This is a genomic window from Streptomyces sp. NPDC058880 (assembly GCF_042742535.1).
Taxonomy (GTDB): domain Bacteria; phylum Actinomycetota; class Actinomycetes; order Streptomycetales; family Streptomycetaceae; genus Streptomyces.
In genome coordinates, this window is record NZ_JBHYMC010000014.1 from 113,040 (window position 1) to 138,007 (window position 24,968).

Here is a 24,968-nt window from a genome sequence, read left to right on the forward strand (position 1 = left end):
CTGCCGCAGTGGTGCACAATTCGCTGGCATTGCCCCGTAGTTCAGAGAGGCGGCACGCACGTGGCTGTCCAAGAGATGTCCCGCGGCACCCATACCAGCGCCTGCGCCTGCGAAGAGTGCGCGCGGGAAGGGCACCGCCGCGCGGTCGCCGCGTTCCTGGAGAAGCGCGACGAGTTCGCCGCCGGGCAGGGGGTGCCGGCCGCCGTCGCCCACTCCCTCGGCGCCTCCCGCCAGTGGGTCTCCGACGAGCTGACCCTGTCCGCCCGCAACGTCGCCGACCGCGGCCGGGAAGCCGGCAGCTCCTGGCTGTACGTGTTCTCGCGGCGGGCCGTCCTCGCCGTCTGGATCGCCGCGGGCGTCCTGCTGATCGTCCAGGTCGCCGCCGCGCTCGGCACCGGCTGGTCCACCGCGCGCACCGCCGGACTGCTCGCCGCCCTGCTGCTGGCCGGGCTGCTGACGGTAGCCGCCCGCGCCCAATCACTGCGCGGCGGGCTGCTGGCCCCGCTGGTGGGCGAGGACAACCGGCTGTCCACCTCGAAGGCGGTGCCCAGCGCCTGGGTGGTGCTGACGGCGTTCGCCACGCTGCTGCCCGCGCTGCGGCTGGCCGCGTCGGGCCCCGGCCCGGAACGGCAGGGGCTGTACGCGGGACTCGCCCTGGACCGGGCGCTGCCGCTGCTGTCGGTGGTCGTGCTGACCTCCGCGGTGGCGGTGCTGGTGCGCCGGGTGGTGTGCGTACGGATCATGAGCCAGCGGCTGCAGAAGCTGCCGGCCGACCGGCCGCGCGGAGCGGACCTGCTGACGGACGACGCGGGCCGCGGGAGCTTCCCGGACGCGCAGTACGTGCTCGTCTCGACGGTCGTGCTGGCCTACGCGGCGGCCTCGCTCGCCCGCTTCCCGGACCGGCTGCCGCAGCTGCCCTGGGCGCTGGCCCTGCTGGTCGCGCTGTCGGCCGCGGTGTACCTGGCGGCGAAGTACGCGGAGGGCAGCCGCCCGCTCGTGCTGTCGGTGGTGCGCAGACGGGAACCCGGGGACCTGGACGCCGCCGTCCGCCCCGGGGACGACATCGAAATCCGGGGCGTGGGCTTCGTCCCGCCCGGGGCGCACACCCCCGAGATGCTCGCCCGGCTGGTGGTCCGCGTCGGGGCCGTCCACGTGCACGTACCGCTGGTCCCGGTGCCCGGCGGGTTCACCAACCCTTCCGACGCGGTGCTCACGGTGCCGGTCCCGGCGGAAGTGGAACCGGGGCGCACCGATATCCAGGTGGTCACGGCCGCCGGAGTGGAATCCAATCGCTGCACCATCGACGTGGCCGAGTGATCGGGGTACACATGACCCGTGACGAGAACCGAAGCACCTCCCCGGACCGACGTACCGCGCGGCCTGCGTGACCAGGCTGCCCGGTACCACCTGCTGCCGCTGCGGCTCTTCCTCGGCGTGACCTTCGTGTACGCGGGGCTGGACAAGCTCTTCGATCCCGCGTTCCTCTCCGCCTCCGGCGACGGCTCCGTCGTTGACCTGATGCGCGGCGTGCGCGAGACCTCCGCGATCCCCGCACTCGTGGACCTGTCCCTGCAGTCCCCGGTGGGCTTCGCCGTGTTCCTCGCCGTCGCCGAGATCCTGGTGGGCCTCGGTACCCTGGCCGGCCTGCTGTCGCGGACCGCGGCGATCGGCGGGGCGCTGATCTCGCTCAGCCTGTGGCTCACGGTGTCGTGGGCGGTGTCGCCGTACTACTACGGCAACGACCTGATCTACCTGCTGGCCTGGACCCCCCTGATCCTCGCCGGCGCGCCCTACCTGTCGCTGGACTCGGAGATCCGGTCGCGCCGGTCACGGCGCACGGCGTAGGTGACCAGCCCCACCAGCGAGGCCAGGGACAGGCCTCCCATGGTCATGGGGATGACCGCGAACCACGGCAGGTCGGCCTCCCCGGCGCTGTCGAGCAGGTAGAGCACTCCCGCCAGCAGCAGGACCAGACCCGCGATCAGCCGTCCCGGCTGGAACTCATGACGCCGCACGGGCCACCTCCACCTGTCCGATGCCTGCACTGAGGTCCAGCTCGACCGTTCCGCCGGCCTCGGTGCCGGGAGGCGGGGCGAGGGTCGCCGTCCGGTTCTGCTGCCCGGGCCCGGCCCGCTCGATCCGGCCCGCGGAGTCGCCCGGCAGCTGGATGTCGCCGAGCCGCCGGACGGTGACGTCCGCCCGCGCCGTCACCTCCCGCGGCAGGAGCACCTTGAGGCGGCCCGCGTCGATGGACGCGCTGACGGCCACGCTGGTGCCCTTCGGCACGTCCAGCCGGCTCAGGTCCAAGGTGGCCGTCCCGGTGCCCGCCTCGTACGAGGGCCGCACGTCGGCCACCGCTGCCGGCCGCCACACGACCTCCCGCCAGTCGGTGCCGATCTCGCGCGGCAGGGCCGCGGCGCCCGCCAGGAGAACGGAGGTGCACACCGCCAGCACGACGGTGCCGAAGCCGGTGCGCCCGAGCAGGGAGCTGACCGCGAGGCCCAGGCCGAAGACGACCAGGGCGGCGGCGAGCCCGGTCTGCAGGGCCGCGCCCAGCGAACTGCCCTCCCACTCCGCCGCGGTACCGGCGGCCCCCGCCAGCAGGGCGAGCACGAACACCCGGCCGCCGATGCCGCCGCGCCGCGGGACCCGGGCGGGCGCGGGCGGCCGGGCGGAGGCAGCCGCGGCGGAGGCGGCCGCGGAGCCCGCGGGCTCCGCGGCGGCGTCGGGCGGCCCCCACAGGTACCCCGTCGAGCCGACGGGGCCGGTGGTGCCATCCTTGACCAGCGGGTCCCGCCACCAGGACGGGGCGCCGGGAGCGGGCGGGGCCTTCGTCTCCGGAGGGGCGGCCGGGGCGTGGGCGACGCGGGGCGCGGCCCCACCGGGGGCGGGCGCCTCCGTCTCGGGGGCGGCGGCCTGCCGGCGCCGCTGCGACCAGTACGAGGCGCCGCCGAGCGCGAGGACGACCAGGACCGAGAAGACCGCCAGGGCGCCGTTGTCCAGCATCGACAGGAACAGCGCGCAGCCCACCAGCGCGGCGAACACCGCCACCAGGGTCGCCCCTTCGACCCGCCCCGTCAGCAGCTTCTTCGCCTCGCTGTCCTCCTCCCCCTCCTGCGGCAGCAGCAGCCAGGCGAAGCCGTAGAAGATGAGGCCGACACCGCCGGTGACCGCGAGGACACCGAGGACGATCCGGAAGATCACCGGGTCCAGGTCGAAGTACCGGCCGAGGCCGCCGCACACCCCCGCGAGGACCTTGTCGCGCTTGCTGCGGCGCAGGGGCGGCCGGGTCTCGGCAGCCGCCCGGGGTGCCCCGGCGCCGTCCGGCGGAGCGTCGTGTACGTCGGTCATGCGTCCATGGTGACGGTCGGCGAGGGCACCCGGAATCCGGCCCTACCCTGGCGCGACCCTGAAATCCGCCCGGTAGAAGTGGGGGGATGCCCTGATGCCGGGCCGCAGCCCGCCGTGTGACCCTTGGTGACATGCCCGTAGCCGCCGCCACCCGCCCCCCGCACGCCCCGGACGCCGACGACCCGCCGCAGCGCAAGCTGTACCGCAGCGCCGACGGCCGGATGCTCGGCGGTGTCGCGCGCGGTCTGGCCGGGCACCTCGGGCTGCCCGTGGGCTGGGTCCGGCTGGCGTTCCTGCTCCTGTTCATGTGGGGGGACGGCCTGGGCGTGCTGCTCTACGCCGCGTTCTGGGTGTTCGTACCGCTCGGCGTCGGCGGGCGCGCCGGGCACCGCTCCTTCTTCGAGAACCTCCCCGACGGCGCCCGCCGGCTGCGCAAGCCCGACCGGGGGCAGGTCACCGCGCTGATCGCCCTGTTCGTCGGCGCGGGCATCTTCATCTCCAAGGTCCAACTGGGCGGCGAGTCCGGGCGCTACGTGTGGCCGACGCTGCTGGTCGGGGCCGGGGTGGTCCTCGTATGGCGGCAGGCGGACAACGCCCGCCGCGCCCACTGGACCACGGCCGCGGGACGGCACGGGCGCCTCTTCCAGGCCGCCCGCGCGCTCGCCGGCGTCGCCCTCGTCGGCGTGGGCCTCACCGTCTTCATCGTGGTACGGGGATCCGCCGCACAGCTCGGCAACGTCCTGACCGCCACCCTCGCCGTCCTCGTCGGCGTCGCCCTGCTCGCCGGACCCTGGCTGATCCGGATGACCCAGGACCTCTCCGAGGAGCGGCTCATGCGCATCCGCGCCCAGGAACGCGCCGAGGTCGCCGCCCACGTCCACGACTCCGTGCTGCACACCCTCACCCTGATCCAGCGCAACGCGGAGGACGTCGGCGAGGTCCGACGGCTCGCGCGGGCCCAGGAGCGCGAGCTGCGCAACTGGCTCTACAAGCCCGAGGGCACCGGCAAGGACGAGGCCGAGGAGCCGGTCACCCTGGCCGAGGCCGTGAAGAAGACCGCGGCCGAGGTGGAGGACCACCACGGGGTGCCCATCGAGGTCGTCGTCGTCGGCGACTGCCCGCTCGACGAGAAGCTGGGGGCCCAGATCCAGGCCGCGCGCGAGGCGATGGTCAACGCCGCCAAGTACGGTGGCGAGGGCGGCCCGGTGCAGGTGTACGCGGAGGTGGAGGGGCAGACGGTGTTCGTGTCCGTACGGGACCGGGGGCCCGGCTTCGACATCGACGCGGTACCCGAAGACCGCATGGGCGTACGAGAATCGATCATCGGCCGGATGCAGCGCAACGGCGGGACCGCGCGACTGCGGTCCGCGCCCGACGGCGGCACGGAAGTCGAGCTGGAGATGGAAAGGGCGGCGAACACGGCATGACCGAGGCCGGAGAGAACGCAGGCACGGGGGAGACCAGGCGCGTCCGGGTGGTGCTCGTCGACGACCACAGGATGTTCCGCACGGGAGTGCAGGCCGAGATCGGCGAGACCGACCGGACCGGCGTCGAGGTCGTCGGCGAGGCCGCCGACGTCGACCAGGCCGTCACCGTCATCACCGCCACCCGGCCCGAGGTGGTCCTCCTCGACGTGCACCTGCCCGGCGGCGGCGGTGTCGAGGTGCTGCGCCGCTGCGCCCCGCTGATGGCGGCCGCCGAGAATCCGGTGCGGTTCCTGGCGCTGTCGGTGTCCGACGCGGCCGAGGACGTCATCGGCGTGATCCGCGGGGGTGCACGCGGCTACGTCACCAAGACCATCACCGGCACCGACCTGGTGGACTCGGTCTTCCGGGTGCAGGAGGGGGACGCGGTGTTCTCGCCGCGGCTGGCGGGCTTCGTGCTCGACGCGTTCGCCTCGACGGACGCGCCGCCGGTGGACGAGGACCTGGACCGGCTCACGCAGCGCGAGCGCGAGGTGCTGCGGCTGATCGCGCGCGGATACGCGTACAAGGAGATCGCCAAGCAGCTCTTCATCTCGGTGAAGACGGTCGAGTCGCACGTCTCGGCGGTGCTGCGCAAGCTCCAGCTCTCCAACCGGCACGAGCTGACCCGCTGGGCGACGGCCCGCCGGCTCGTGTGACGCCGGACCGCCCGGGACCTGCCGTGTGATCCACACCGCAGGTCACCCGGGCAACCGGGCTCCCGCCGGCCGCACTCTAGGCTGGCGTGATGAGCTTGACCGGTACACCCTTCTTCGTGTCGGTGATCGCGCTGACCGTGATCGCCGTCATCCTCCCCCTGGCCCTGTGGAGCAAGGTGCGCGGCCCTGCCGTCCTGCGCGCCGTGCCCCGTGTCCTGATGGTGGTGTTCGCCCAGGTCACAGCCGTCGCCGTGGTGTTCGTCGCCGTCAACCGGGCCGAGCACTTCTACAACTCGTGGGACGACCTGCTCGGTACCGGCAACTACGTCACCGCCGCGCCCGACCTCGGCCCCGACGGTCTGGGCGGCAAGCAGGCCGAGGAGGCGCCGGAGGTCAAGCAGGCGTTCCGGCCGGTCGAGGGTCTCGGCGGCCGGGTCCAGAAGACCGAGCTCGACGGGCAGATATCCGGCGTCAGGGGCGACGTGCTGGTGTGGCTGCCGCCGCAGTACGACGACCCGGCCTTCAAGGACAGGAAGTTCCCGGTCGTCGAACTCATCCCGGGCATCCCGGGCACGGGCAAGTCCTGGTTCCAGGGGCTCAAGGTGCACGAGGTGCTGGAGCCGCTGATGAAGAGCGGCAAGGTGCAGCCGTTCATCCTCGTCTCCCCGCGCGCCATGCTGGTGGGCAACGGCGACACCGGCTGCGCCAACCTCCCCGGCAAGGTCAACGCGGACAGCTGGTTCAGCGTCGACGTCCGCAAGATGGTCGTCGACACCTTCCGCGCCTCGGACGAGGCCCGCACCTGGGGCGTCGCCGGCTATTCGGCCGGCGCCTACTGCGCCGCCAAGCTGGCGATCTCCCACCCCGACCGCTACAGCGCGGCCGTCTCCCTCTCCGGCTACAACGATCCCGGCCAGGAACCCTCCTCGCTGGTCGCCCAGGATCCTCAGCTGCGTGTCTCGCACAACCTGAAGAACGTCCTCAAGGCCCAGCCGGTGCCGCCGGCGGTCTCGCTGTGGATGTCGGGCGCCGAGCACGACGGCTACCTGTCCGGCATGGACCTCAAGGCGCTCGCGCAGAAGCCGACCGCCGTGCACGCCGAGAAGGTCACCGGAGGCCACAACCTCGACTCGTGGTCCAAGCAGTTGCCGCAGACCTTCGGCTGGCTGAGCGGCGTGGTCAAGGCCCCGTAGCTCCCGCGGGCTGTGCGCCGGGGCCGGGGCTCAGGCCGGGCGGGAGGCTCCGGCCCAGGGCATCGAGTCGATCGGGGCCAGCCGGACCGTCGATCCCGGGCGCGGGGCGTGGATCATCTGGCCGTTGCCGACGTAGAGGCCGACGTGCGTGATCCCGGAGTAGAAGAACACCAGGTCGCCGGGGGCCAGCTGGTCGCGGGAGACGCGTCGGCCGGCGTTGATCTGGGTGTAGGTCGTGCGCGGCAGGGAGACTCCGGCCGAGCGCCAGGCCGCCTGGGTCAGCCCCGAGCAGTCGAAGGAGCCGGGCCCCGTCGCGCCCCACACGTACGGCTTGCCGATCGCGGAGCGCGCGAAGGACACGGCGCGGGCCGCGCGGGAGCCGTCGGCGGGCGGCGGGGGAGCCGCGGTGGCCGGGCCGGAGGGCGCGGCGGCGGTGCCGGGCGCCTGGGCCTCGTAGGCGGCGCGCTCCTCGGCGGTGAGCTTGGCCAGCAGACGCCTGGCGGCGGCGAGCTTCTGTTCGGCCTCGGCCTTGTGGGCGGCGAGTTCGTCCTGCCGGGAGCGGAGGTCGGAGAGTCGGCCGGAGGCCTGCTCCCGCAGCTGGGAGACCTCGTCGAGCTTGCGGCGCACGGCGGCGATCCCGGCGGCGTTGCGGTCCCCGGCGCGAGAGATGAAGGAGGCCTGGGCGAGGTACTCCTGCGGGTCGTCCGCCAGGGCGAGCCGGACGGCGGTGCCCAGGGAACCGCTGCGGTACTGGGAGGCGGCGAGCGTCCCGAGCGCGCCGCGGGCGGTGTTGAGCTGATCCGCCTTGCGTGCGGCCTCGTCCCGCAGGTCGGTCAGCGCCTTCTCGGCCTCGTCGGCCTGCTCCTTCGCCCCGTTGTACCGCTCGTTCGCCGCCTCGGCCTCCTCGTAGAGCCGGTCCACCTCCGTTTTGATCTGGGCGGGGGTGGGCCGGGGGTCGGCCTGCGAGGTGCCTTCGAAGACGGTGGCGGTGGCAGCGCCCGCGAGGGCGAGGGTGGCGGCGGTCGTCCGTGCCGAGCCGCCGGAGAGGGGGCGCTGCCGGGGCTTTCGATGACTGGCCACGCGGGCCTCACGTCCTTCCTCTGCCGGTGCTTGGAGGAGGACGCTAGACCCGGGGGTAACGGGCGGATGACGGGATGATCGCAAGTGCCCGCGATGAGATCGGAGCTGGCCGCACCGGACCGGAGCGGATCGATCCGGTGCGGGTCAGTGCCAGAGAAGGGCGATGAAGATGTTGATCACGGTCAGCCCGCCGACGGCGCCGAACAGCGCCTTGTCCACGTGCTCCTCGTCGCGCTTGACGTAGACGAGGGCGAGGATCACGAAGAGGAGGGCGAGCTTCACGCCGACCTTGACGTTGTTGACGGGCGAGCCGTCCATCTCGTTGAAACCGACGAGGAGCACGCCGGTGACGAGCATGGTGAGCGCGCCGTGCAGCATGGCGGGCGTGAAGCGGGCGGTGCCCGCGCTCATCGCCTTCATCTGGGTCAGGAAGCCGCCGAGGAGCGCGGCGATCCCGATGATGTGCAGGCCGACGAAGACACTGATGAGTACGTCCATGGCAGTCGAGCGTACGGGGGCGTACCGGCGGCGCGGGAAGCGGGTCGGTGTCCGTACGAGAACTGCGTACAGTGGAGGGCGTGCCCGCCGCCGACCCGATCCACCCCGCCGTCGACCGCCTGGAGCTCGTCGGCGTCCTGGCGGCGCTCGGGCATCCCGTCCGGCTGGAGATCGTCCGCAAGCTCGCCTCCGGCGAGGAGGCCTTCTGCGGCGAGGTGGTGCCCGACCTGCCCAGGTCGAGCGTCACGCACCACCTCAAGACGCTGCGCGAGAGCGGAGTCATCTGCCAGCGCCCCCAGGGCCGCAGGCTCTATCTCGCCCTGCGCCGTGACGACCTCGACCTGCGCTTCCCCGGGCTGCTGGAACTCGTCCTGGCCTGTCGGTCCCGCCCCCTAGACTCGGATTGCGATGAGCAGCCTCTTTGACGACAGCTTCCTGGCGGACCTCACCCCCTCCGACGAGGTCCCGCCGCCGCCCGAGGAGCACCCCGCCCCGGAGGCGGGTGCGGACGACCTCTTCGGGGGTCACTTCGACGTGCCCATGACCGGCGATGCGTACTACCGGGACGGTGCGCCCAAGCCCGTCATCGACCCGGCGACGCTCCTCGACGGCCTGAACGAACAGCAGGCCGCCGCCGTGGTGCACGCGGGTTCCCCGCTGCTCATCGTGGCCGGCGCGGGCTCCGGCAAGACCAGGGTGCTCACGCACCGCATCGGCCACCTGCTGGCCGCCCGGAACGTCCACCCCGGCCAGATCCTGGCGATCACCTTCACCAACAAGGCCGCCGGTGAGATGAAGGAGCGCGTCGAAGGCCTGGTCGGCCCGCGTGCCAACGCCATGTGGGTCTCCACCTTCCACAGCGCCTGCGTGCGCATACTGCGCCGCGAGTCCAAGCGGCTCGGCTTCACGTCCTCCTTCTCGATCTACGACGCGGCCGACTCGAAGCGCCTGATGGCGCTCGTCTGCCGCGACCTGGACCTGGACCCGAAGAAGTTCCCGCCGAAGTCCTTCAGCGCCAAGATCTCGAACCTGAAGAACGAACTGGTCGACGAGGAGGCCTTCGCCGACCAGGCGGCAGGGGGCACCTCCCGGACGGAGTCCGGGGGAGGCTTCGAGAAGACGCTCGCCCAGGCGTACGCGATGTACCAGGCGCGGCTGCGCGAGGCCAACGCCCTCGACTTCGACGACATCATCATGACCACGGTGCACCTGCTCCAGGCCTTCCCGGACGTCGCCGAGCACTACCGGCGCCGCTTCCGGCACGTTCTGGTCGACGAGTACCAGGACACCAACCACGCGCAGTACACGCTGGTGCGCGAGCTGGTCGGCACCGGCTACCCCGACCTGCCCCCGGCGGAGCTGTGCGTGGTGGGTGACGCCGACCAGTCGATCTACGCCTTCCGCGGCGCGACGATCCGCAACATCCTCCAGTTCGAGGAGGACTACAAGGACGCGACGACGATCCTGCTGGAGCAGAACTACCGCTCCACGCAGACCATCCTCTCCGCCGCCAACGCCGTCATCGAGCGCAACGAGAACCGCCGCGCCAAGAACCTGTGGACCGAGGCCGGCACCGGCGCGGTCATCACCGGCTACGTCGCGGACACCGAGCACGACGAAGCGCAGTTCGTCGCCGACGAGATCGACCGGCTCACCGACGCCGGGGACGCCAAGGCCGGGGACGTCGCGATCTTCTACCGGACCAACGCCCAGTCGCGCGTGTTCGAGGAGATCTTCATCCGGGTCGGCCTGCCGTACAAGGTCGTCGGCGGCGTCCGCTTCTACGAGCGCAAGGAGGTCCGGGACGTCCTCGCGTACCTGCGCGTCCTCGCGAATCCGGAGGACAACGTCCCGCTGCGCCGCATCCTGAACGTGCCCAAGCGCGGCATCGGAGAGCGCGCCGAGGCGATGATCGACGCTCTCGCGCTGCGCGAGAGGATCACCTTCCCGCAGGCGCTGCGGCGGGTCGACGAGGCCTTCGGCATGGCGGCCCGCTCGACCAACGCGGTGAAGCGGTTCAATGCGCTGATGGAGGAGCTCCGTACCGTCGTCGACTCGGGCGCCGGCCCGGCGGTAGTGCTGGAGGCGGTTCTGGAGCGCACCGGGTACCTCGCCGAACTCCAGGCCTCGACCGACCCGCAGGACGAGACGCGGATCGAGAACCTCCAGGAACTGGCCGCCGTGGCGCTGGAGTTCGAGCAGGCGCGCGAGGCCGCTGCCGCCGAGGCCCCGGAAGGGACGGCGCCGGCCGGTCCCGGCACGCTCGCCGAGTTCCTGGAGCAGGTCGCCCTCGTCGCCGACTCCGACCAGATCCCCGACGAGGACGAGGACGGCTCCGGCGTCATCACCCTCATGACCCTGCACACCGCCAAGGGCCTGGAGTTCCCGGTGGTCTTCCTGACCGGCATGGAGGACGGGGTCTTCCCGCACATGCGCGCGCTGGGTCAGACCAAGGAGCTGGAGGAGGAGCGCCGTCTCGCCTACGTCGGCATCACGCGGGCGCGCGAGCGGCTGTACCTGACCCGGTCCGGCATGCGCAGCGCGTGGGGCACCCCCTCGTACAACCCGCCGTCCCGGTTCCTGGAGGAGATCCCCGACCAGTACCTGCAGTGGAAGCGCACGGGAGCGGCCCAGAAGCCGGCCGGCCCGATGCGCAGCGCGGGCTACGGCTCCGGCGCGGGCGGCGGACGGCCGTCGTTCGGCACCTCGCCCGAGGCCTTCCTGTCCTCCTCGCGCACGAAGTCGGGCCCGTCCGGGTTCGCGACGCGCCGTGCAGCGGACAAGCCCGTCATCGCCCTGGCGGTCGGGGACCGGGTCACGCACGACCAGTTCGGGCTCGGCACCGTGACGGAGGTCAAGGGCGCGGGCGCGGACGCCCAGGCCACCATCGACTTCGGCGACGACAAGCCCAAGCGGCTGTTGCTGCGTTACGCGCCGGTGCAGAAGCTCTGACCTCCGGCCCGGTGCCCCGCATGCGCAAGTGCCCGGCAGCGAGAACGCTGCCGGGCACTTGCGGAGCCGGTCGTGCCGGAGCGCCTACCTCGGGTCCAGGCCCTTGCTGCGCAGCCAGGCCAGCGGGTCGATCGCGGAGCCGCCGCCGGGCCGGACCTCGAAGTGCAGGTGCGGGCCGGTGGAGTTGCCGGAGTTGCCGGAATAGGCGATGACGTCGCCCGCCTTGACCTTGCCGCCGCGGATCTTGGTGGAGCTGAGGTGGCAGTACCAGGTCTCGGTGCCGTCGGGCGCGGTGACGATGGCCATGTTCCCGTAGGCGCTGTTGTACTGCGTGCGCACGGTGCCGTCGGTGGCCGCCATGACCGGAGTCCCGTAGGACACCGGGAAGTCGATTCCGGTGTGCACCGACATCCACATGCCGCCGGCTTGGCCGAAGCTGGCGCTGAGGCCGTGCTGCCCGACGGGGATTGCGAACTTGGGGCGGGCGGCCTCCTTGGCCGCCGCCTCCTCGGCCTTCCTCTTCTTCTCCTCTTCCTGGCGCTCGCGCAGGTCGATGCGCTCCTGGGTGCGGCTCGCACGGTCCGCGAAGTCACCCGCGTCGGCGCTGAGCGCGACCAGTTGGGTGTCGAGCTTGGTGTTGGCCGCCACCGGCTTGACCGAGGCCGGGTCGGGGGCGGCCATCGTGGTGGTGTCCTCGCCGGGCTTGTCCGTACCGGTGAGTCCGCCGACGGAGGCGGCCGCGACGCCCGCGACGCCCATCACGCAGGCGGACGGAACGGCGACGGTCAGCAGGGCGGAACGCTTCGCCGGGGTGCGCCGGCGGCTGCTGCCCGCCTTGCTGCCGCCGGTCTTGGCGGCGCCCTTGGCGGCGCCGCGGCGCGCGGCGCGCGGTGCGGACGTCACCGGCATGGCCTGGGTGGGCATGTCGTGCACGCCGTGCAGTTCGTGGACCTCGGGCAGCTCGTACGCCTCGGCGGCCTCGGGTGCCCCGTCGGAGAGCACTTCGAAGACGGCGGTCTCGCTGTACCCCTCGGCCACGGTCTCCGCACCGGGGGTGTCGGGGGCGTCGGCCCCGGCCTCCTGGACGTGGCCGACGGTGCCGAGCGTGACCGTGCCGTACGCGTACTCCTGCTCCACGGGCTGGTAGGCGTACGCGTATGTGGCCTCGGGCTGCGCCGGAGTCGGAGCCGGGGCGACGGTGTTCCAGGCGGTCGCGTCGTAGGCGCCGGTCTCGGTACCGGTGGTGCCGAAGCCCGGCATCGCCCAGTGGCCGGTCTGCTCGCCCGAGGCGTCGTAGCCGAAGGAGGCAGACGGGTAGGCGGCGTATCCGGACTGGTCCCCGGCCGTCTCGGCGGTGGACCAGGCACTCGCGTCCCAGCTCCCGGTGGTGTCCCCGGCGGCGGACTGCGGCGGGATCGTGGACAGGTAGGGGTCCTGCGAGGTCCACGCGGTGGTGTCGTACGCGCCGGTCTCGTAGGAGCCGTAGGCGGCGTAGTTGACTCCTTGGCCCTGCGTTTCGTAGGAAGCGTAGGGCGAGTCACCAGCGAAAGCGGTGGTGGAAAGGCCGTCATACCCGGCATCCGGGTACTGGCCCGACGGGGGGCGGTCGTTCACCAACTTCTCTTTCGCCTCGGCAGTGGGGGCCTGGGTGGCCGGGAACGCGAGGTTCACCGGAGGAGAGCAGTGGCGTGACTGTACCCGGCGGTTACTGGCAACGACAATCTTCGCTCGGTCTCCAGATCAGCGGAACCGGGCATTCGGCCGTCTTTCGGTCGCCGGAAGACGCAGCCTTGGCCTTGAGTTCGAAATGTGTTCGAGTGGCGGTCGGTGGGTGCCGGCCGGTCAGGCGACGAAAGCGGCGTCCGGGCCGGTCACGACCGCCGGGGCGGGGCCGTCGAGGGCGCGGCCAACCGCCGCGATGACGGCCGGGTGCGCCGGAAGGGCGAGGTGGCCGATACCCATGACCTGCACGTTCTCCACATGCAGGTCGGGATGCTCGATCCGGGCGCTCCCGACCGGGGTCATCAGCGTGTCGAACTCGCTCCAGAACGCCACGCAGCGGGTCGCGCAGCCGGGCGAGGGTGCCGCGAGCTCGGCCAGCACCTCGGAGCCGGGGCGCATCTGCCGGACCAGAGGATGCGCGTCCATGAAGGGGGCCACCCGGGTGCCGGAATGCGGGGTGCCGAGCGTGATCAGGGTGCGTACGCGCGTGTCGCCGCCGAGGCGCTGGACGTAGTAGCGCCCGACCAGCCCGCCCAGGCTGTGCCCGACGATGTCCACCCGCTCCTGTCCCGTGCGCTCGCGCAGTTCCTCGACACGCCGGGCGAGGTGGCGGGAGGTGACGCGCAGGTCGAGGGTGAGGGGCGAGTAGTTGTACGCCTCCACGTGCCGTAGGCCGCCGACCCCGAGGGCGCGGCGCAGCAGGACGAAGACGGACCGGTTGTCGGTGAACCCGTGGAGGAGCAGGACCGGCGGGCGCGTCGTGGCCGGGACGCGGACGACCTTTTCCTGGCACACCCCGGTGGGGTACAGCAGGAGATGCCCGCCGAGCACAACGGCCTCAAGGGCCCCCGCCCGCAGGGCGGCGCCGGAGAAGGGGACGGGCACGGGTAAGGACAGACCCATCGACGGCCTCCTGTGATCCTCCTGGGACTCGTCGTCCCGGGACGACGGCCGCCGCGCCACCGTGCCGTGCGGCTGCCGGCACGGTGGCGCAATGCCGTCCCACGTGTGATTTCCCCCTCGTGCTTGACCGCGAAACGGCAGCGTGCGCGATGCTGTACTTAACGTTCGTTCACTCGGGAGGCAGTGCGATGGGTGTGACCGGTCCGATCCGTGTGGTGGTGGCCAAGCCGGGTCTCGACGGCCACGACCGCGGGGCCAAGGTGATCGCGCGTGCGCTGCGGGACGCGGGCATGGAGGTCATCTACACGGGCCTCCACCAGACCCCGGAGCAGATCGTGGACACCGCGATCCAGGAGGACGCCGACGCGATCGGGCTCTCGATCCTCTCGGGTGCCCACAACACGCTCTTCGCGCGCGTGCTGGAACTCCTCAAGGAGCGCGACGCGGAGGACATCCAGGTCTTCGGTGGCGGCATCATCCCGGAGGACGACATCGCCCCGCTGAAGGAGAAGGGCGTGGCCGAGATCTTCACCCCGGGCGCGACGACGACCTCCATCGTGGAGTGGGTCCACGCCCACGTCCGTCGGTAGCCCGGCCGCTTCGGCCCCGCCGGTGGTCGGGGCGCGGGGTTCGGGGGCGGGGCCCGGTCCCCGGCCCGGCAGCCCGCCGGAGGTCAGGCCGGCGCGAGTTCCGACAGCATCGTCGCGCGCAGTCGAAGTGTGGCCACCAGGCGCTGGAAGGCCTCGGCCCAGTACGCGGCCGCACCCGGGGTCGCGTCCGGCGGCTCCTCCGCGGCGGCGGTCAGGGCTTCCAGGCGGCCGGCCTCGCCGGGGTCGAGGCAGCGCTCCGCCAGGCCCATCACCCCGCTGAAGCTCCACGGGTAGCTGCCGGCTTCCCGGGCGGTGTCCAGCGCGTCGACGACGGCCCGGCCCAGCGCTCCCGCCCACGGCACCACGCACACGCCGAGCAGCTGGAAGGCCTCCGACAGGCCGTGCGCCCGGACGAACTCCGCGACCCACTCGGCCCGTTCTCCGTCGGGCAGGGTCTCCAGCAGCTTGGCCCGCTCCGCGAGCGAGGCCGTGCCCGGACCTGCCGCGGGCGGCGCCGACGCCGGACCCAACAGGGCGCGCGACCATTCCGGGTCGCGCTGGCGCACCGCGGCCCGGCACCACGCCGCGTGCAGTTCCTCCGCCCAGCCCTCGGCCGCTGCCACCGGCAGCGCCACTGTCTCCGCCGGGCCCAGGCCCCCGAACCGCTCCCGCCAGCAGGACAGCGGTGCGGCCTCGACCAGCTGGCCGAGCCACCAGGCCCGCTCCCCGCGGCCGGCGGGCGGCCGCTTGACCACCCCGTCGCGGAGCATCCCCCCGTCGCACTCCGTCGGCGGCGTCACCCCCTCGGGTCCCACGCAGGCCAGCGCGCGCACGGCCATCCGGCCCGCCAGCGCCGACTGCGGCAGCGCCGACAGCAGTTCGGCCGCCGTCGCGCGGACATTGCGGCTGCGGTCGTCCAGCGCCGCCTCCAGGAAGGACTCGTCCTGCAGGGACAGCCCCACCCTCAGCGAGTCGAGGAACATCAGCCGGTCCTCGGCCCGTTCGCTCGCCCAGGTCGTCGCCAGCAGCCGCGGTGCGGCGGCCGGGTCATGCGCGCGTACGGCACCGAGCAGTGCCACGCGCTCGGCGAACAGCCCCTCCTCCCACAGCCGTTCCACCGCGGACGGGTCGGTCACGTCCGGCAGTTCCCCGCCGCCCGCCCCGCCCCGCAGGGCGAACCGCCAGTCCGGATTCATCCGTGCCAGCCACAGTCCCCGCGGCCCGGCCAGAGCCAGTGCCTGTGGGCGCAGGTCCGTGCGCGCCCGGGCCGCGTCCAGCAGAGCCGGCACGAGCGCGGCGGGCGCGCGGTAGCCGTGCCGGCCGGCCGCGGCCAGCCACTGCGGGAGCAGCTCCGTCAGATCCGGGGCCGCCCCGCGCCGCCCACCACCCCCGCCGGTACGGTCCGCCAGCAGGTGCGCGAGCCGGCGGCCCGCCGCCTCCGGCGGCGCCGGCCGGAGGTCGTGGGGCGCGGGCTCCGGCCGCGGCCGCGCCACCGCCGGCCGCAGACCGGCGCGGCGGCGGACGGCGTGCACGGCCGCCGCGTCCAGCAGCGCCTCCGGCGAGCCGACCGGGCCCCCGCCCCGGCGCCGGTCGGTGCCCAGCAGCGCGGCACCGACCAGCTCCTGCCACTCCCCGTACCTCTCGTCACCCTCGCCCATCGGTGCCCCTCCCTCGCCGCTCGTCCTCGGTCGTCTTTTCAATGCCCCGGTCCCGCCCCCTCCGCGGGACCGAGGCGGTCGATGTGCCGTGCGAATCCGCTCAGCTGGCGTGGTTGTCGTTCATGAAAGCCCCCCGGCTTCTCGTCGTTGCGTGCACGGCGCCCCCCGGCGCCGCTCTTCTTCCTGCCACCGCCGCGCGACGGCACAGGACCCCCCAGGCCCCCTTGCTCCGTGGCGGTCCCTCCCGCCCCGCTCAGGACAGGGCGACCGGCTCCGGCGAGTCCGGCTGCCAGGCCGTCAGAGGGGTGAATCCGCGGTGTCCGCACTCGCCGAAGACCGTCACCGGGCCCCCGCCCGACAACGCGGCCAGCTGCCACAGGCCCCCTCGGGAGCGGCTGCCCGCCCCGGTGAGGGGCACCGGCAGGGCGGAGGTGCCCTCCGCGTCCGCCAGCTGCCAGCCGAGCTCTCCCGGTATCGGAACCACCGGCCCGAGCACCACAGGCCAGGACTCCAACCACGGGTCGTCCCGTAGCGCCGCCCCGTAGGCCTCCAGAGCCGCCCCCGTGCTCACTCCGGCCGGAACCTCCGGGCACGGTGCGGCCGTCGCGCGGCTTTCTCCGAGGTCCGCCCGCAGCCCCGCCGACCCGGGCCGGAAGCGCATCTCCGCCTCCAGCACCAGCCCCACCGGCAGCGCCAGCGCAGGCAGCCGCCCGGGCGGCCCGAAGTCCAGCACCAGCGCGGGCCGTCCGCCCGCCAGCCCGCGCAGCCACGTCCGGCGGGTGGTGAGCCGTCCGTCCGGCGACACCGAGTCGTACTGCGCGAGCACCAGCCAACGGTCCCGTACGGCCTCCCCCTCCCCGGAGGCCGGCAGTCCCACCCGGCTGCGCACGGTCGCCGCCAACTGGTCCGGAAGCCCCGTCACCCCCATCCAGGCCCGGTCCAGCAGGTGCAGCAGCGCCGCCTCCTCCAGCATCCGGGCGGGCCAGCCCGGGCCGCAACCGGGTATCGTCGCCAACTCCCTCACGCGCCCCGCCAGTCCGGGTGCCTGTGCGTCCACCATCCGGGCCGCGGTCTCCTCCCACGCCCCGTAACCGGCCTGCTCCTGGCCCGCGAGGCCGCCGCGCAGCAGATCGGCCAGCCGCTGTTCCAGCTCGGTCACGCCCGCGCCGACGCGCGCCGCCCGCCGGCCGGCCCTGCGCCGGGCCCCCTCCTCGTCGACCGGTCGGGCCGCCCCGGCCGCCGGGCGCGCGGCCCGGGCCGCCCGGTCCGCCAGCCACTGTGCGGCCCAGTCCGGAGCTTCCCCGGGCTCGCCGACCCCCTCGGCGGACCAGAGCAGGAGCAGTCCCAGCGCGTGCTTGCACGGGAACTTCCGGCTCGGGCAGGAGCACATGTAGGCCGGTCCGGTCAGGTCGACGACCGTCCGGTACGGATTGCTGCCGCTGCCCTTGCACAGCCCCCACACAGAACCGGAAGCGGAACCTCCGATCTGTGACCACGGCCCTGCCCCACCGAGTCTGCCGCCCGCTTTGCGTGAGGCATCGTCAGGGGCCAGGGCCAGTACCTGTTCCGCCGTCCAGCGGACCCCCTGCTCAGTCATGGAAACCACCGTAGAGACCCCCTCTGACAATCGCCCTGACCTGCAACAACGCGCTGAGTTGGGGGCGTTGTCAGTGGCGTGGTGCACCGTGGGAACAGCAGTCGGGAGCGACTGCCGAGCAATGGAGGGGGACCATGAGCAAGCCCGAGAACGGCATCGGCACCGAGGCGCTGCGACCGCACGCCGAAGACGCCTTCGCGCACGAACTGAAAGCCCTGGCGGACGCCGACGACAGGCCCCGCCCGACCCGCTGGAAGCTCTCCCCCCGGGCCGTCGCCACCTACCTGCTCGGCGGCACGCTCGACGACGGCACGGTGATCACACCCAAGTACGTGGGACCGCGCCGCATCGTCGAGGTCGCCGTCACCACCCTCGCCACCGACCGCGCCCTGCTGCTGCTCGGCGTTCCCGGCACCGCCAAGACCTGGGTGTCCGAACACCTCGCGGCCGCCGTCAGCGGGGACTCCACCCTCCTCGTCCAGGGCACCGCCGGCACCCCCGAGGAGGCCATCCGGTACGGCTGGAACTACGCCCGGCTCCTCGCCCACGGCCCCAGCCGCGAGGCGCTCGTCCCCAGCCCCGTCATGCGGGCCATGGCCCAGGGCATGACCGCCCGCGTCGAGGAGCTCACCCGCATCCCCGCCGACGTCCAGGACACCCTCATCACCGTCCTGTCCGAGAAGACGCTGCCGATACCGGAGCTCGGCGAAGAGGTCCAGGCCGTGCGCGGCTTCAACCTCATCGCCACCGCCAACGACCGCGACCGCGGGGTCAATGAGCTCTCCAGCGCCCTGCGCCGCCGCTTCAACACCGTCGTCCTGCCACTGCCCGCCACCGCCGACGCCGAGGTCGACATCGTGGCCCGGCGCGTCGACCAGATGGGCCGCTCCCTCGACCTGCCGGCCGGGCCCGAGGGACTGGAGGAGATCCGCCGCGTCGTCACCGTCTTCCGGGAGCTGCGCGACGGGGTCACCGACGACGGCCGGACGAAGGTCAAGTCGCCCAGCGGCACCCTCTCCACGGCAGAGGCCATCTCCGTCGTCACCAACGGCCTCGCCCTGGCCGCCCACTTCGGGGACGGCGTACTGCGCCCCTCCGACGTGGCCGCGGGGATCCTCGGCGCCGTCGTGCGGGATCCGGCGGCCGACAAGGTGGTCTGGCAGGAGTACCTGGAGGCCGTGGTCCGCGAGCGTGACGGCTGGAAGGACTTCTACCGGGCCTGCCGGGAGGTGACCGCGTGAGCACCGCCCGCCAGGGCCCACTGCTCCTCGGCGTGCGCCACCACGGGCCGGGATCGGCCCGAGCCGTCCGCTCCGCCCTGGAGGCGGCCCGCCCGGCGGCCGTGCTGATCGAGGGGCCGCCCGAAGGGGACGCGCTGCTCGCACTGGCCGCCGACCCCGGCATGCGGCCTCCCGTGGCGCTGCTCGCGCACGCGGCGGACGACCCGGGCCGAGCCGCGTTCTGGCCGCTCGCCGACTTCTCCCCGGAGTGGGTGGCGATCCGCTGGGCGCAGGAGTCCGGCGTACCGGTCCGGTTCATGGACCTGCCCGCCGCGCATGCGCTGGCCGCCGCCGAGCCGGACGCGGACCACGCCGAGCCCGACGCGGTCCGGCTCGACCCCCTCGCGGTGCTCGCCGAGACCGCCGGGTACGACGACGCCGAGCGCTGGTGGGAGGACGTCGTCGAGCACCGGGGGAGCGCCGGTGCGGGGGAGGAGGCGCTCGGCGCGTTCGAGGCGCTGGGGGAGGCCATGGGGGCCCTGCGCGAGGCGTACGGCGACGGCGGCCACCGCCGCGACCTGGTGCGCGAGGCGTACATGAGGCAGCGGATGCGCGCCGCCCGCCGCGAGTTCGGTGACGGGTACGCCGTGGTGTGCGGAGCCTGGCACGTCCCGGCGCTGCGGGCGAAGACCACCGTGGCCGCCGACAAGGCGCTGCTGAGCGGACTGCCGAAGGTCAAGGTGGAGACCACCTGGGTGCCGTGGACCCACCGCCGGCTCGCCCGGGCCGGCGGGTACGGAGCGGGGATCACCTCGCCCGGCTGGTACGCCCACCTGTTCTCCGTCCGTGACCGGCCCGTCGAGCGATGGCTGACCAAGGTTGCCGGCCTGCTGCGCGAGGAGGACCGGCAGGTCTCCTCGGCGCACGTCATCGAGGCGGTCCGGCTGGCCGGGGCCCTGGCCGCGATGCGGGGCAGGCCCCTGCCCGGCCTGACGGAGACCCTGGAAGCCGTCCGGGCGGTGATGTGCGACGGCTCCGATGTACCGCTCGCCCTCATCGGGGACCGCCTCGTGGTCGGCGACGTGCTCGGCGAGGTGCCGGACGCGGCGCCCGTCGTACCGCTCCAGCGCGACCTGACGCGCCGGCAGCGGTCGCTGCGGCTCAAGGCGGAGGCGCGGGACCGCGAGCTGGAGCTCGACCTGCGCAAGGACACCGATGCCGCGAAGTCCCGGCTGCTGCACCGGCTGCGGCTGCTCGGCATCGACTGGGGCACCCCGACGGCCTCCCGCAGCAGCACCGGCACCTTCCGGGAGACCTGGCGGCTGCGCTGGGAGCCGGAGCTGTCCGTGCGGGTCGCCGAAGCCGGGATCTGGGGCACCACCGTCCGCGCGGCGGCCACGGCCAAGGCGGAGGCGGACGCCGCGGGCGCCGGGGAGCTGGCCGAGATCACGGCGCTGGCCGAGCGGTGCCTGCTGGCCGGACTGGCCGGGGCCCTCCCGGCCGTACTGCGGGCCCTCGCCGACCGCGCCGCGCTGGACACGGACGTCGCCCGGCTCGCGAAGGCCTTGCCGGCACTGGCCCGTTCGCTGCGCTACGGCGACGTGCGGGGCACCGACGCGACGGCGCTCGGGGCGGTCGCGGCCGGCCTCGCCGAGCGGATATGCGTCGCGCTCCCCCCGGCCTGTGCGGCCGGCCTGGACGCTGACGCGGCGGCGGAGCTGCGCGACCACGTCGACGGGGTGCACGCGGCGGTCGGCCTGCTGGCGGACACCGGCGACGGGCTGCGGGAGCGCTGGTCCGCCGTGCTGCGGACGCTGGCCGAGCGGGACACCGTGCCGGGCGTCATCCGGGGCCGAGCGGCCCGGCTGCTCCTCGACGACGGGCGGCTGGAAGCCGGGGAGACGGCCCGGCTGATGGGGCTCGCCCTGTCCCCGGCCGCTTCGCCCGCCGACGCGGCGGGCTGGATCGAGGGCTTCGCGGGCGGGAGTTCGGGCGGCGGCACGCTGCTGGTCCACGACGACCGCCTGCTCGGCCTGATCGACAGCTGGCTGGTGGGCGTGCCGGAGCGCGCCTTCACCGATGTGCTCCCGTTGCTGAGGCGGACGTTCGGGGCGTACGAGCCGGGGGTGCGAAGGACCCTGGGCGAGCTGGTACGGCGCGGCCCGGCCTCCTCCGCGCGAGCGGCGCGGTCGACGGGCGACGCCCCCGAAGGCTTCGCCCCCGACCTGGACCGGGAGCGGGCGGACGCGGTGACGGAGCTGGTCCGGATGCTGCTCGCGTCTCCCGACGGGGTCGCGGCCGGCTGAGGGCGCGGCCGTTGCGGGGCGCTGCCCCGGACCTCCGCGCCGGACGCGGACGGGGCCGGACGCGGGCGGGCCGGGACCAGGCAGGCCGGGACCAGGCGGGCGGAATCGAAGAGTCACGAGTACGACGAGTGCAGGGGGACGGACGGATGAGCGGCAGGGAGACGGGCGTGGCGGCGGGGCAGGACACGGCGGACCCGGCCGGAGCCGAGCGGCTGCGGCGGTGGCGGATGGTGCTCGGCGGGGCAGACGCCGACGGGACGGGCCACACACCGACCGGGCGGGACGCGGCGATGGACGCCGCGCTCGGCGCGCTGTACGGGGGAGGCGGCGAAGGAGGGGGCCGCCGCGCATCGGGGGCGGCCAGGTCGGCCGGGCTCGGCGGGTCCGCGCCGAACGTGGCCCGCTGGCTCGGGGACATCCGTACGTACTTCCCCAGCTCCGTGGTCCAGGTGATGCAGCGCGACGCGATCGAGCGGCTCGGCCTGTCCGCTCTGCTGCTGGAGCCGGAGATGCTGGAGGCCGTCGAACCGGACGTCCACCTGGTCGGCACCCTGCTCTCCTTGAACAAGGCGATGCCCGACACGACGAAGGAGACGGCGCGGGCCGTGGTCCGCACGGTGGTCGAGCAGCTGGAGAAGCGGCTGGCGACCCGCACCCAGGCCACCCTCACCGGCGCGCTCGACCGGTCCGCCCGGGTCAGCCGTCCCCGCCACCACGACATCGACTGGGACCGTACGATCCGCGCCAACCTGAAGAACTACCTGCCCGAATACGCCACCGTCGTCCCCGAGCGGCTGATCGGTTACGGCCGTGCGGCCCGATCGGTGAAGAAGGAGGTCATCCTCTGCATCGACCAGTCGGGTTCGATGGCGGCCTCCGTCGTCTACGCCTCCGTCTTCGGCGCGGTCCTCGCCTCCATGCGTTCGATCGCCACCCGTCTGGTCGTCTTCGACACCGCGGTCGCCGACCTGACCGACCAGCTCGACGACCCGGTCGATGTCCTCTTCGGCACCCAGCTGGGAGGCGGCACCGACATCAACCGGGCCCTCGCCTACTGCCAGTCGAAGATCACCCGCCCTGCCGACACGGTCGTGGTCCTGATCAGTGATCTCTACGAGGGCGGCATACGCAACGAGATGCTGCGCCGGGTCGCCGCGATGAAGGCGGCGGGCGTCGAATTCGTGACCCTGCTCGCGCTGTCCGATGAGGGAGCCCCGGCCTACGACCGCGAACACGCCGCGGCCCTCGCCGCACTCGGGGCTCCGGCCTTCGCCTGCACGCCCGACCTGTTCCCGGAGGTGATGGCCGCCGCGCTGGAGAAGCGGCCCCTGCCGACCCCCTGAGACCCCTCCGACACGCCCGCCCCGGGCACCGGTGTGAATCGGCGGATCACACGAATTTCCAGTTCAACCGTAAGGCGTTCTGTGACAGGTATCACCGCTCAGGTGTGATCTGCGATTTAGGGTCGCACGCCCCACGGGGATAACCTGCCGGACGGACATGCCGCGTCCACGGTCACCGTGTGCGCCTTCCTTGTGACAGCGCCGTCACGTTGCCCTCCGCGGCACGCCCACGCAGATAGCAGACAACCGCGAATCACTGCGAATCTTTAAAAAGACAAGGGACGGACGCGCGTGGACCTGTTCGAGTACCAGGCGAGGGACCTCTTCGCCAAGCACGGTGTACCGGTGCTGGCCGGTGAAGTCATCGACACGCCTGAGGCGGCTCGCGAGGCCACCGAGCGGCTGGGCGGCAAGTCGGTCGTCAAGGCGCAGGTGAAGGTCGGCGGCCGCGGCAAGGCCGGCGGCGTGAAGCTGGCCGCCACCCCGGACGAGGCCGTCGCCCGCGCGACGGACATCCTGGGCATGGACATCAAGGGCCACACGGTCCACAAGGTGATGATCGCGGAGACCGCTCCCGAGATCGTCGAGGAGTACTACGTCTCGTACCTCCTCGACCGCACCAACCGCACCTTCCTGGCCATGGCCTCGGTCGCGGGCGGCATGGACATCGAGCAGGTCGCCGAGGAGACCCCGGAGAAGCTCGCCAAGGTCCCGGTGAACGCCAACGAGGGCGTGACCATCGAGAAGGCCCGCGAGATCGTCGCGCTGGCGCAGTTCCCGGCCGAGGTTGCCGAGAAGGTCGCCGAGGTCCTCGTGACCCTGTGGGACACCTTCATCGCCGAGGACGCCCTCCTCGTCGAGGTCAACCCGCTCGCCAAGGTCGCCTCCGGCGAGGTCATCGCCCTCGACGGCAAGGTCTCCCTCGACGAGAACGCCGAGTTCCGTCAGCCGGGTCACGAGGAGTTCGTCGACCACGCCGCCGCGAACCCGCTCGAGGCCGCCGCCAAGGCGAAGAACCTCAACTACGTCAAGCTCGACGGTGAGGTCGGCATCATCGGCAACGGCGCGGGTCTCGTCATGAGCACCCTGGACGTCGTCGCCTACGCCGGCGAGAACCACGGTGGCGTCAAGCCCGCCAACTTCCTGGACATCGGCGGTGGCGCCTCCGCCGCCGTCATGGCCAACGGTCTCGAGATCATCCTCGGGGACCCGGACGTCAAGTCCGTCTTCGTCAACGTCTTCGGTGGCATCACCGCGTGCGACGAGGTCGCCAACGGCATCGTCCAGGCGCTCGCCCTGCTGGAGCAGAAGGGCGAGGCGGTCACCAAGCCGCTCGTCGTCCGTCTCGACGGCAACAACGCCGAGCTGGGTCGCAAGATCCTCTCGGACGCCAACCACCCGCTGGTGCAGCGCGTGGACACCATGGACGGCGCGGCCGACAAGGCCGCCGAGCTCGCGGCTGCGAAGTAAGGGCAGAGGTCACAGACTCACATGGCTATCTTCCTCAACAAGGACAGCAAGGTCATCGTCCAGGGCATGACCGGTGCCACGGGCATGAAGCACACCAAGCTGATGCTGGCTGACGGCACCAACATCGTCGGCGGCGTGAACCCGCGCAAGGCCGGCACGACCGTCGACTTCGACGGCACCGAGGTCCCGGTCTTCGGCTCCGTCGCCGAGGCGATGGAGAAGACGGGCGCCAACGTCTCCGTCCTCTTCGTCCCGCCGGCCTTCGCCAAGGCCGCCGTCGTCGAGGCCATCGACGCCGAGATCCCGCTGGCCGTCGTCATCACCGAGGGCATCGCGGTGCACGACTCCGCCGCCTTCTGGGCGTATGCGACCGCCAAGGGCAACAAGACCCGCATCATCGGCCCGAACTGCCCGGGTCTGATCACCCCCGGCCAGTCCAACGCCGGCATCATCCCGGGCGACATCACCAAGCCCGGCAAGATCGGTCTCGTGTCGAAGTCTGGCACGCTGACCTACCAGATGATGTACGAGCTGCGCGACATCGGCTTCACCTCGGCCGTCGGCATCGGTGGCGACCCGGTCATCGGCACCACGCACATCGACGCTCTGGAGGCCTTCGAGGCCGACCCGGAGACCGAGCTGATCGTCATGATCGGTGAGATCGGCGGCGACGCCGAGGAGCGTGCGGCGGACTTCATCGCGAAGAACGTCACCAAGCCGGTCGTCGGCTACGTCGCGGGCTTCACCGCCCCCGAGGGCAAGACCATGGGCCACGCCGGCGCCATCGTCTCCGGCTCCTCCGGCACGGCGCAGGCCAAGAAGGAGGCCCTTGAGGCCGCCGGTGTCAAGGTCGGCAAGACGCCGACCGAGACCGCCGAGCTCGCTCGCGCGATCCTGAACGCCGCTCAGTAAGCAGCGGCCGTAAGGCTGAACGGGCGTGGCCCGCACCCCTCGGGGTGCGGG

Annotated in this window: 21 protein-coding genes; 13 read left to right on the forward strand and 8 right to left on the reverse strand. The window is 73.0% G+C overall.

Features of this window, described 5'->3' with window-relative positions; translation table 11 throughout:
• The first annotated feature begins 60 nt into the window (after window positions 1-60).
• Both ACFW2G_RS11490 and ACFW2G_RS11495 read left to right on the forward strand, forming a co-directional pair.
• Window positions 61-1,317, forward strand: a complete 1,257-nt coding sequence (locus ACFW2G_RS11490) for a hypothetical protein (RefSeq protein WP_052030277.1) — start codon at window positions 61-63, stop codon at window positions 1,315-1,317.
• 18 nt (window positions 1,318-1,335) lie between these two features.
• Entirely contained in the window at window positions 1,336-1,845 is a 510-nt protein-coding gene (locus tag ACFW2G_RS11495) for a DoxX family protein (RefSeq protein WP_384581295.1), read from the forward strand.
• On the opposite strand, the gene ACFW2G_RS11500 is transcribed toward ACFW2G_RS11495, so the two are convergent.
• A complete protein-coding gene (locus ACFW2G_RS11500; RefSeq protein ID WP_037919018.1) occupies window positions 1,791-2,015 on the reverse strand; it encodes a hypothetical protein in 225 nt (74 codons plus the stop codon). The genes ACFW2G_RS11495 and ACFW2G_RS11500 overlap by 55 nt on opposite strands.
• Window positions 2,002-3,351 (reverse strand): PspC domain-containing protein, encoded by a 1,350-nt coding sequence (locus ACFW2G_RS11505; protein ID WP_037919021.1) that lies wholly within the window; start codon window positions 3,349-3,351, stop codon window positions 2,002-2,004. Before ACFW2G_RS11505 ends, ACFW2G_RS11500 begins: the two co-directional genes overlap by 14 nt.
• A 131-nt stretch (window positions 3,352-3,482) precedes the next feature.
• Here ACFW2G_RS11505 and ACFW2G_RS11510 point away from each other — a divergent pair, with 131 nt between their 5' ends.
• The 3 genes from ACFW2G_RS11510 (at window position 3,483) to ACFW2G_RS11520 (ending at window position 6,666) form a co-directional block, all read left to right on the forward strand.
• On the forward strand, window positions 3,483-4,778 hold the full coding sequence (locus tag ACFW2G_RS11510; RefSeq protein ID WP_037919023.1) for an ATP-binding protein: 1,296 nt from the start codon (window positions 3,483-3,485) through the stop codon (window positions 4,776-4,778).
• Window positions 4,775-5,473 carry a response regulator transcription factor gene (locus ACFW2G_RS11515; RefSeq protein WP_037919026.1) on the forward strand — a complete coding sequence of 233 codons (699 nt, stop codon included), beginning with the start codon at window positions 4,775-4,777 and terminating at the stop codon, window positions 5,471-5,473. The genes ACFW2G_RS11510 and ACFW2G_RS11515 overlap by 4 nt, the downstream gene beginning before the upstream one ends.
• Before the next feature lie 89 nt (window positions 5,474-5,562).
• The gene (locus tag ACFW2G_RS11520) at window positions 5,563-6,666 is read left to right on the forward strand and encodes an alpha/beta hydrolase (RefSeq protein WP_384581293.1); all 1,104 of its coding nucleotides are present in this window, start codon (window positions 5,563-5,565) and stop codon (window positions 6,664-6,666) included.
• A gap of 30 nt (window positions 6,667-6,696) precedes the next feature.
• Here ACFW2G_RS11520 and ACFW2G_RS11525 read toward each other — a convergent pair whose 3' ends face one another.
• Entirely contained in the window at window positions 6,697-7,746 is a 1,050-nt protein-coding gene (locus tag ACFW2G_RS11525) for an NlpC/P60 family protein (protein ID WP_384447112.1), read from the reverse strand.
• A gap of 144 nt (window positions 7,747-7,890) precedes the next feature.
• Window positions 7,891-8,244, reverse strand: coding sequence for a hypothetical protein (locus tag ACFW2G_RS11530; protein ID WP_384447114.1), 354 nt, complete (start codon window positions 8,242-8,244; stop codon window positions 7,891-7,893).
• 80 nt (window positions 8,245-8,324) lie between these two features.
• Between ACFW2G_RS11530 and ACFW2G_RS11535 the strand changes: the two genes are divergently transcribed.
• The gene (locus ACFW2G_RS11535; protein WP_384447116.1) at window positions 8,325-8,669 is read left to right on the forward strand and encodes an ArsR/SmtB family transcription factor; all 345 of its coding nucleotides are present in this window, start codon (window positions 8,325-8,327) and stop codon (window positions 8,667-8,669) included.
• Window positions 8,653-11,196, forward strand: a complete 2,544-nt coding sequence (gene pcrA / locus ACFW2G_RS11540; RefSeq protein ID WP_384581291.1) for a DNA helicase PcrA — start codon at window positions 8,653-8,655, stop codon at window positions 11,194-11,196. The genes ACFW2G_RS11535 and pcrA overlap by 17 nt, the downstream gene beginning before the upstream one ends.
• A gap of 84 nt (window positions 11,197-11,280) precedes the next feature.
• Here pcrA and ACFW2G_RS11545 read toward each other — a convergent pair whose 3' ends face one another.
• Window positions 11,281-12,810 (reverse strand): M23 family metallopeptidase, encoded by a 1,530-nt coding sequence (locus ACFW2G_RS11545; RefSeq protein WP_384581289.1) that lies wholly within the window; start codon window positions 12,808-12,810, stop codon window positions 11,281-11,283.
• Window positions 12,811-13,038: 228 nt separating this feature from the next.
• Entirely contained in the window at window positions 13,039-13,821 is a 783-nt protein-coding gene (locus tag ACFW2G_RS11550) for an esterase/lipase family protein (protein WP_384447122.1), read from the reverse strand.
• A gap of 188 nt (window positions 13,822-14,009) precedes the next feature.
• Between ACFW2G_RS11550 and ACFW2G_RS11555 the strand changes: the two genes are divergently transcribed.
• A complete protein-coding gene (locus tag ACFW2G_RS11555) occupies window positions 14,010-14,411 on the forward strand; it encodes a cobalamin B12-binding domain-containing protein (protein WP_037919068.1) in 402 nt (133 codons plus the stop codon).
• An 83-nt stretch (window positions 14,412-14,494) separates the two neighbouring features.
• Here the strand turns inward: ACFW2G_RS11555 and ACFW2G_RS11560 are convergent, their stop codons facing one another.
• Together ACFW2G_RS11560 and ACFW2G_RS11565 are read right to left on the reverse strand one after the other, a co-directional pair.
• Entirely contained in the window at window positions 14,495-16,069 is a 1,575-nt protein-coding gene (locus ACFW2G_RS11560; protein ID WP_384581286.1) for a DUF5691 domain-containing protein, read from the reverse strand.
• 253 nt (window positions 16,070-16,322) lie between these two features.
• Window positions 16,323-17,666 (reverse strand): SWIM zinc finger family protein, encoded by a 1,344-nt coding sequence (locus tag ACFW2G_RS11565; protein WP_037919073.1) that lies wholly within the window; start codon window positions 17,664-17,666, stop codon window positions 16,323-16,325.
• Window positions 17,667-17,800: 134 nt separating this feature from the next.
• Here ACFW2G_RS11565 and ACFW2G_RS11570 point away from each other — a divergent pair, with 134 nt between their 5' ends.
• The 5 genes from ACFW2G_RS11570 (at window position 17,801) to sucD (ending at window position 24,917) form a co-directional block, all read left to right on the forward strand.
• Window positions 17,801-18,907, forward strand: coding sequence for an AAA family ATPase (locus ACFW2G_RS11570; RefSeq protein WP_384447127.1), 1,107 nt, complete (start codon window positions 17,801-17,803; stop codon window positions 18,905-18,907).
• Window positions 18,904-21,192, forward strand: a complete 2,289-nt coding sequence (locus ACFW2G_RS11575) for a DUF5682 family protein (protein WP_384581284.1) — start codon at window positions 18,904-18,906, stop codon at window positions 21,190-21,192. The genes ACFW2G_RS11570 and ACFW2G_RS11575 overlap by 4 nt, the downstream gene beginning before the upstream one ends.
• Before the next feature lie 146 nt (window positions 21,193-21,338).
• Window positions 21,339-22,535, forward strand: a complete 1,197-nt coding sequence (locus ACFW2G_RS11580; protein ID WP_384581282.1) for a VWA domain-containing protein — start codon at window positions 21,339-21,341, stop codon at window positions 22,533-22,535.
• Window positions 22,536-22,826: 291 nt separating this feature from the next.
• A complete protein-coding gene (sucC, locus tag ACFW2G_RS11585; protein ID WP_037919079.1) occupies window positions 22,827-24,005 on the forward strand; it encodes an ADP-forming succinate--CoA ligase subunit beta in 1,179 nt (392 codons plus the stop codon).
• Window positions 24,006-24,026: 21 nt separating this feature from the next.
• Window positions 24,027-24,917 carry a succinate--CoA ligase subunit alpha gene (gene sucD, locus ACFW2G_RS11590; RefSeq protein WP_030764277.1) on the forward strand — a complete coding sequence of 297 codons (891 nt, stop codon included), beginning with the start codon at window positions 24,027-24,029 and terminating at the stop codon, window positions 24,915-24,917.
• Window positions 24,918-24,968 lie beyond the last annotated feature (51 nt).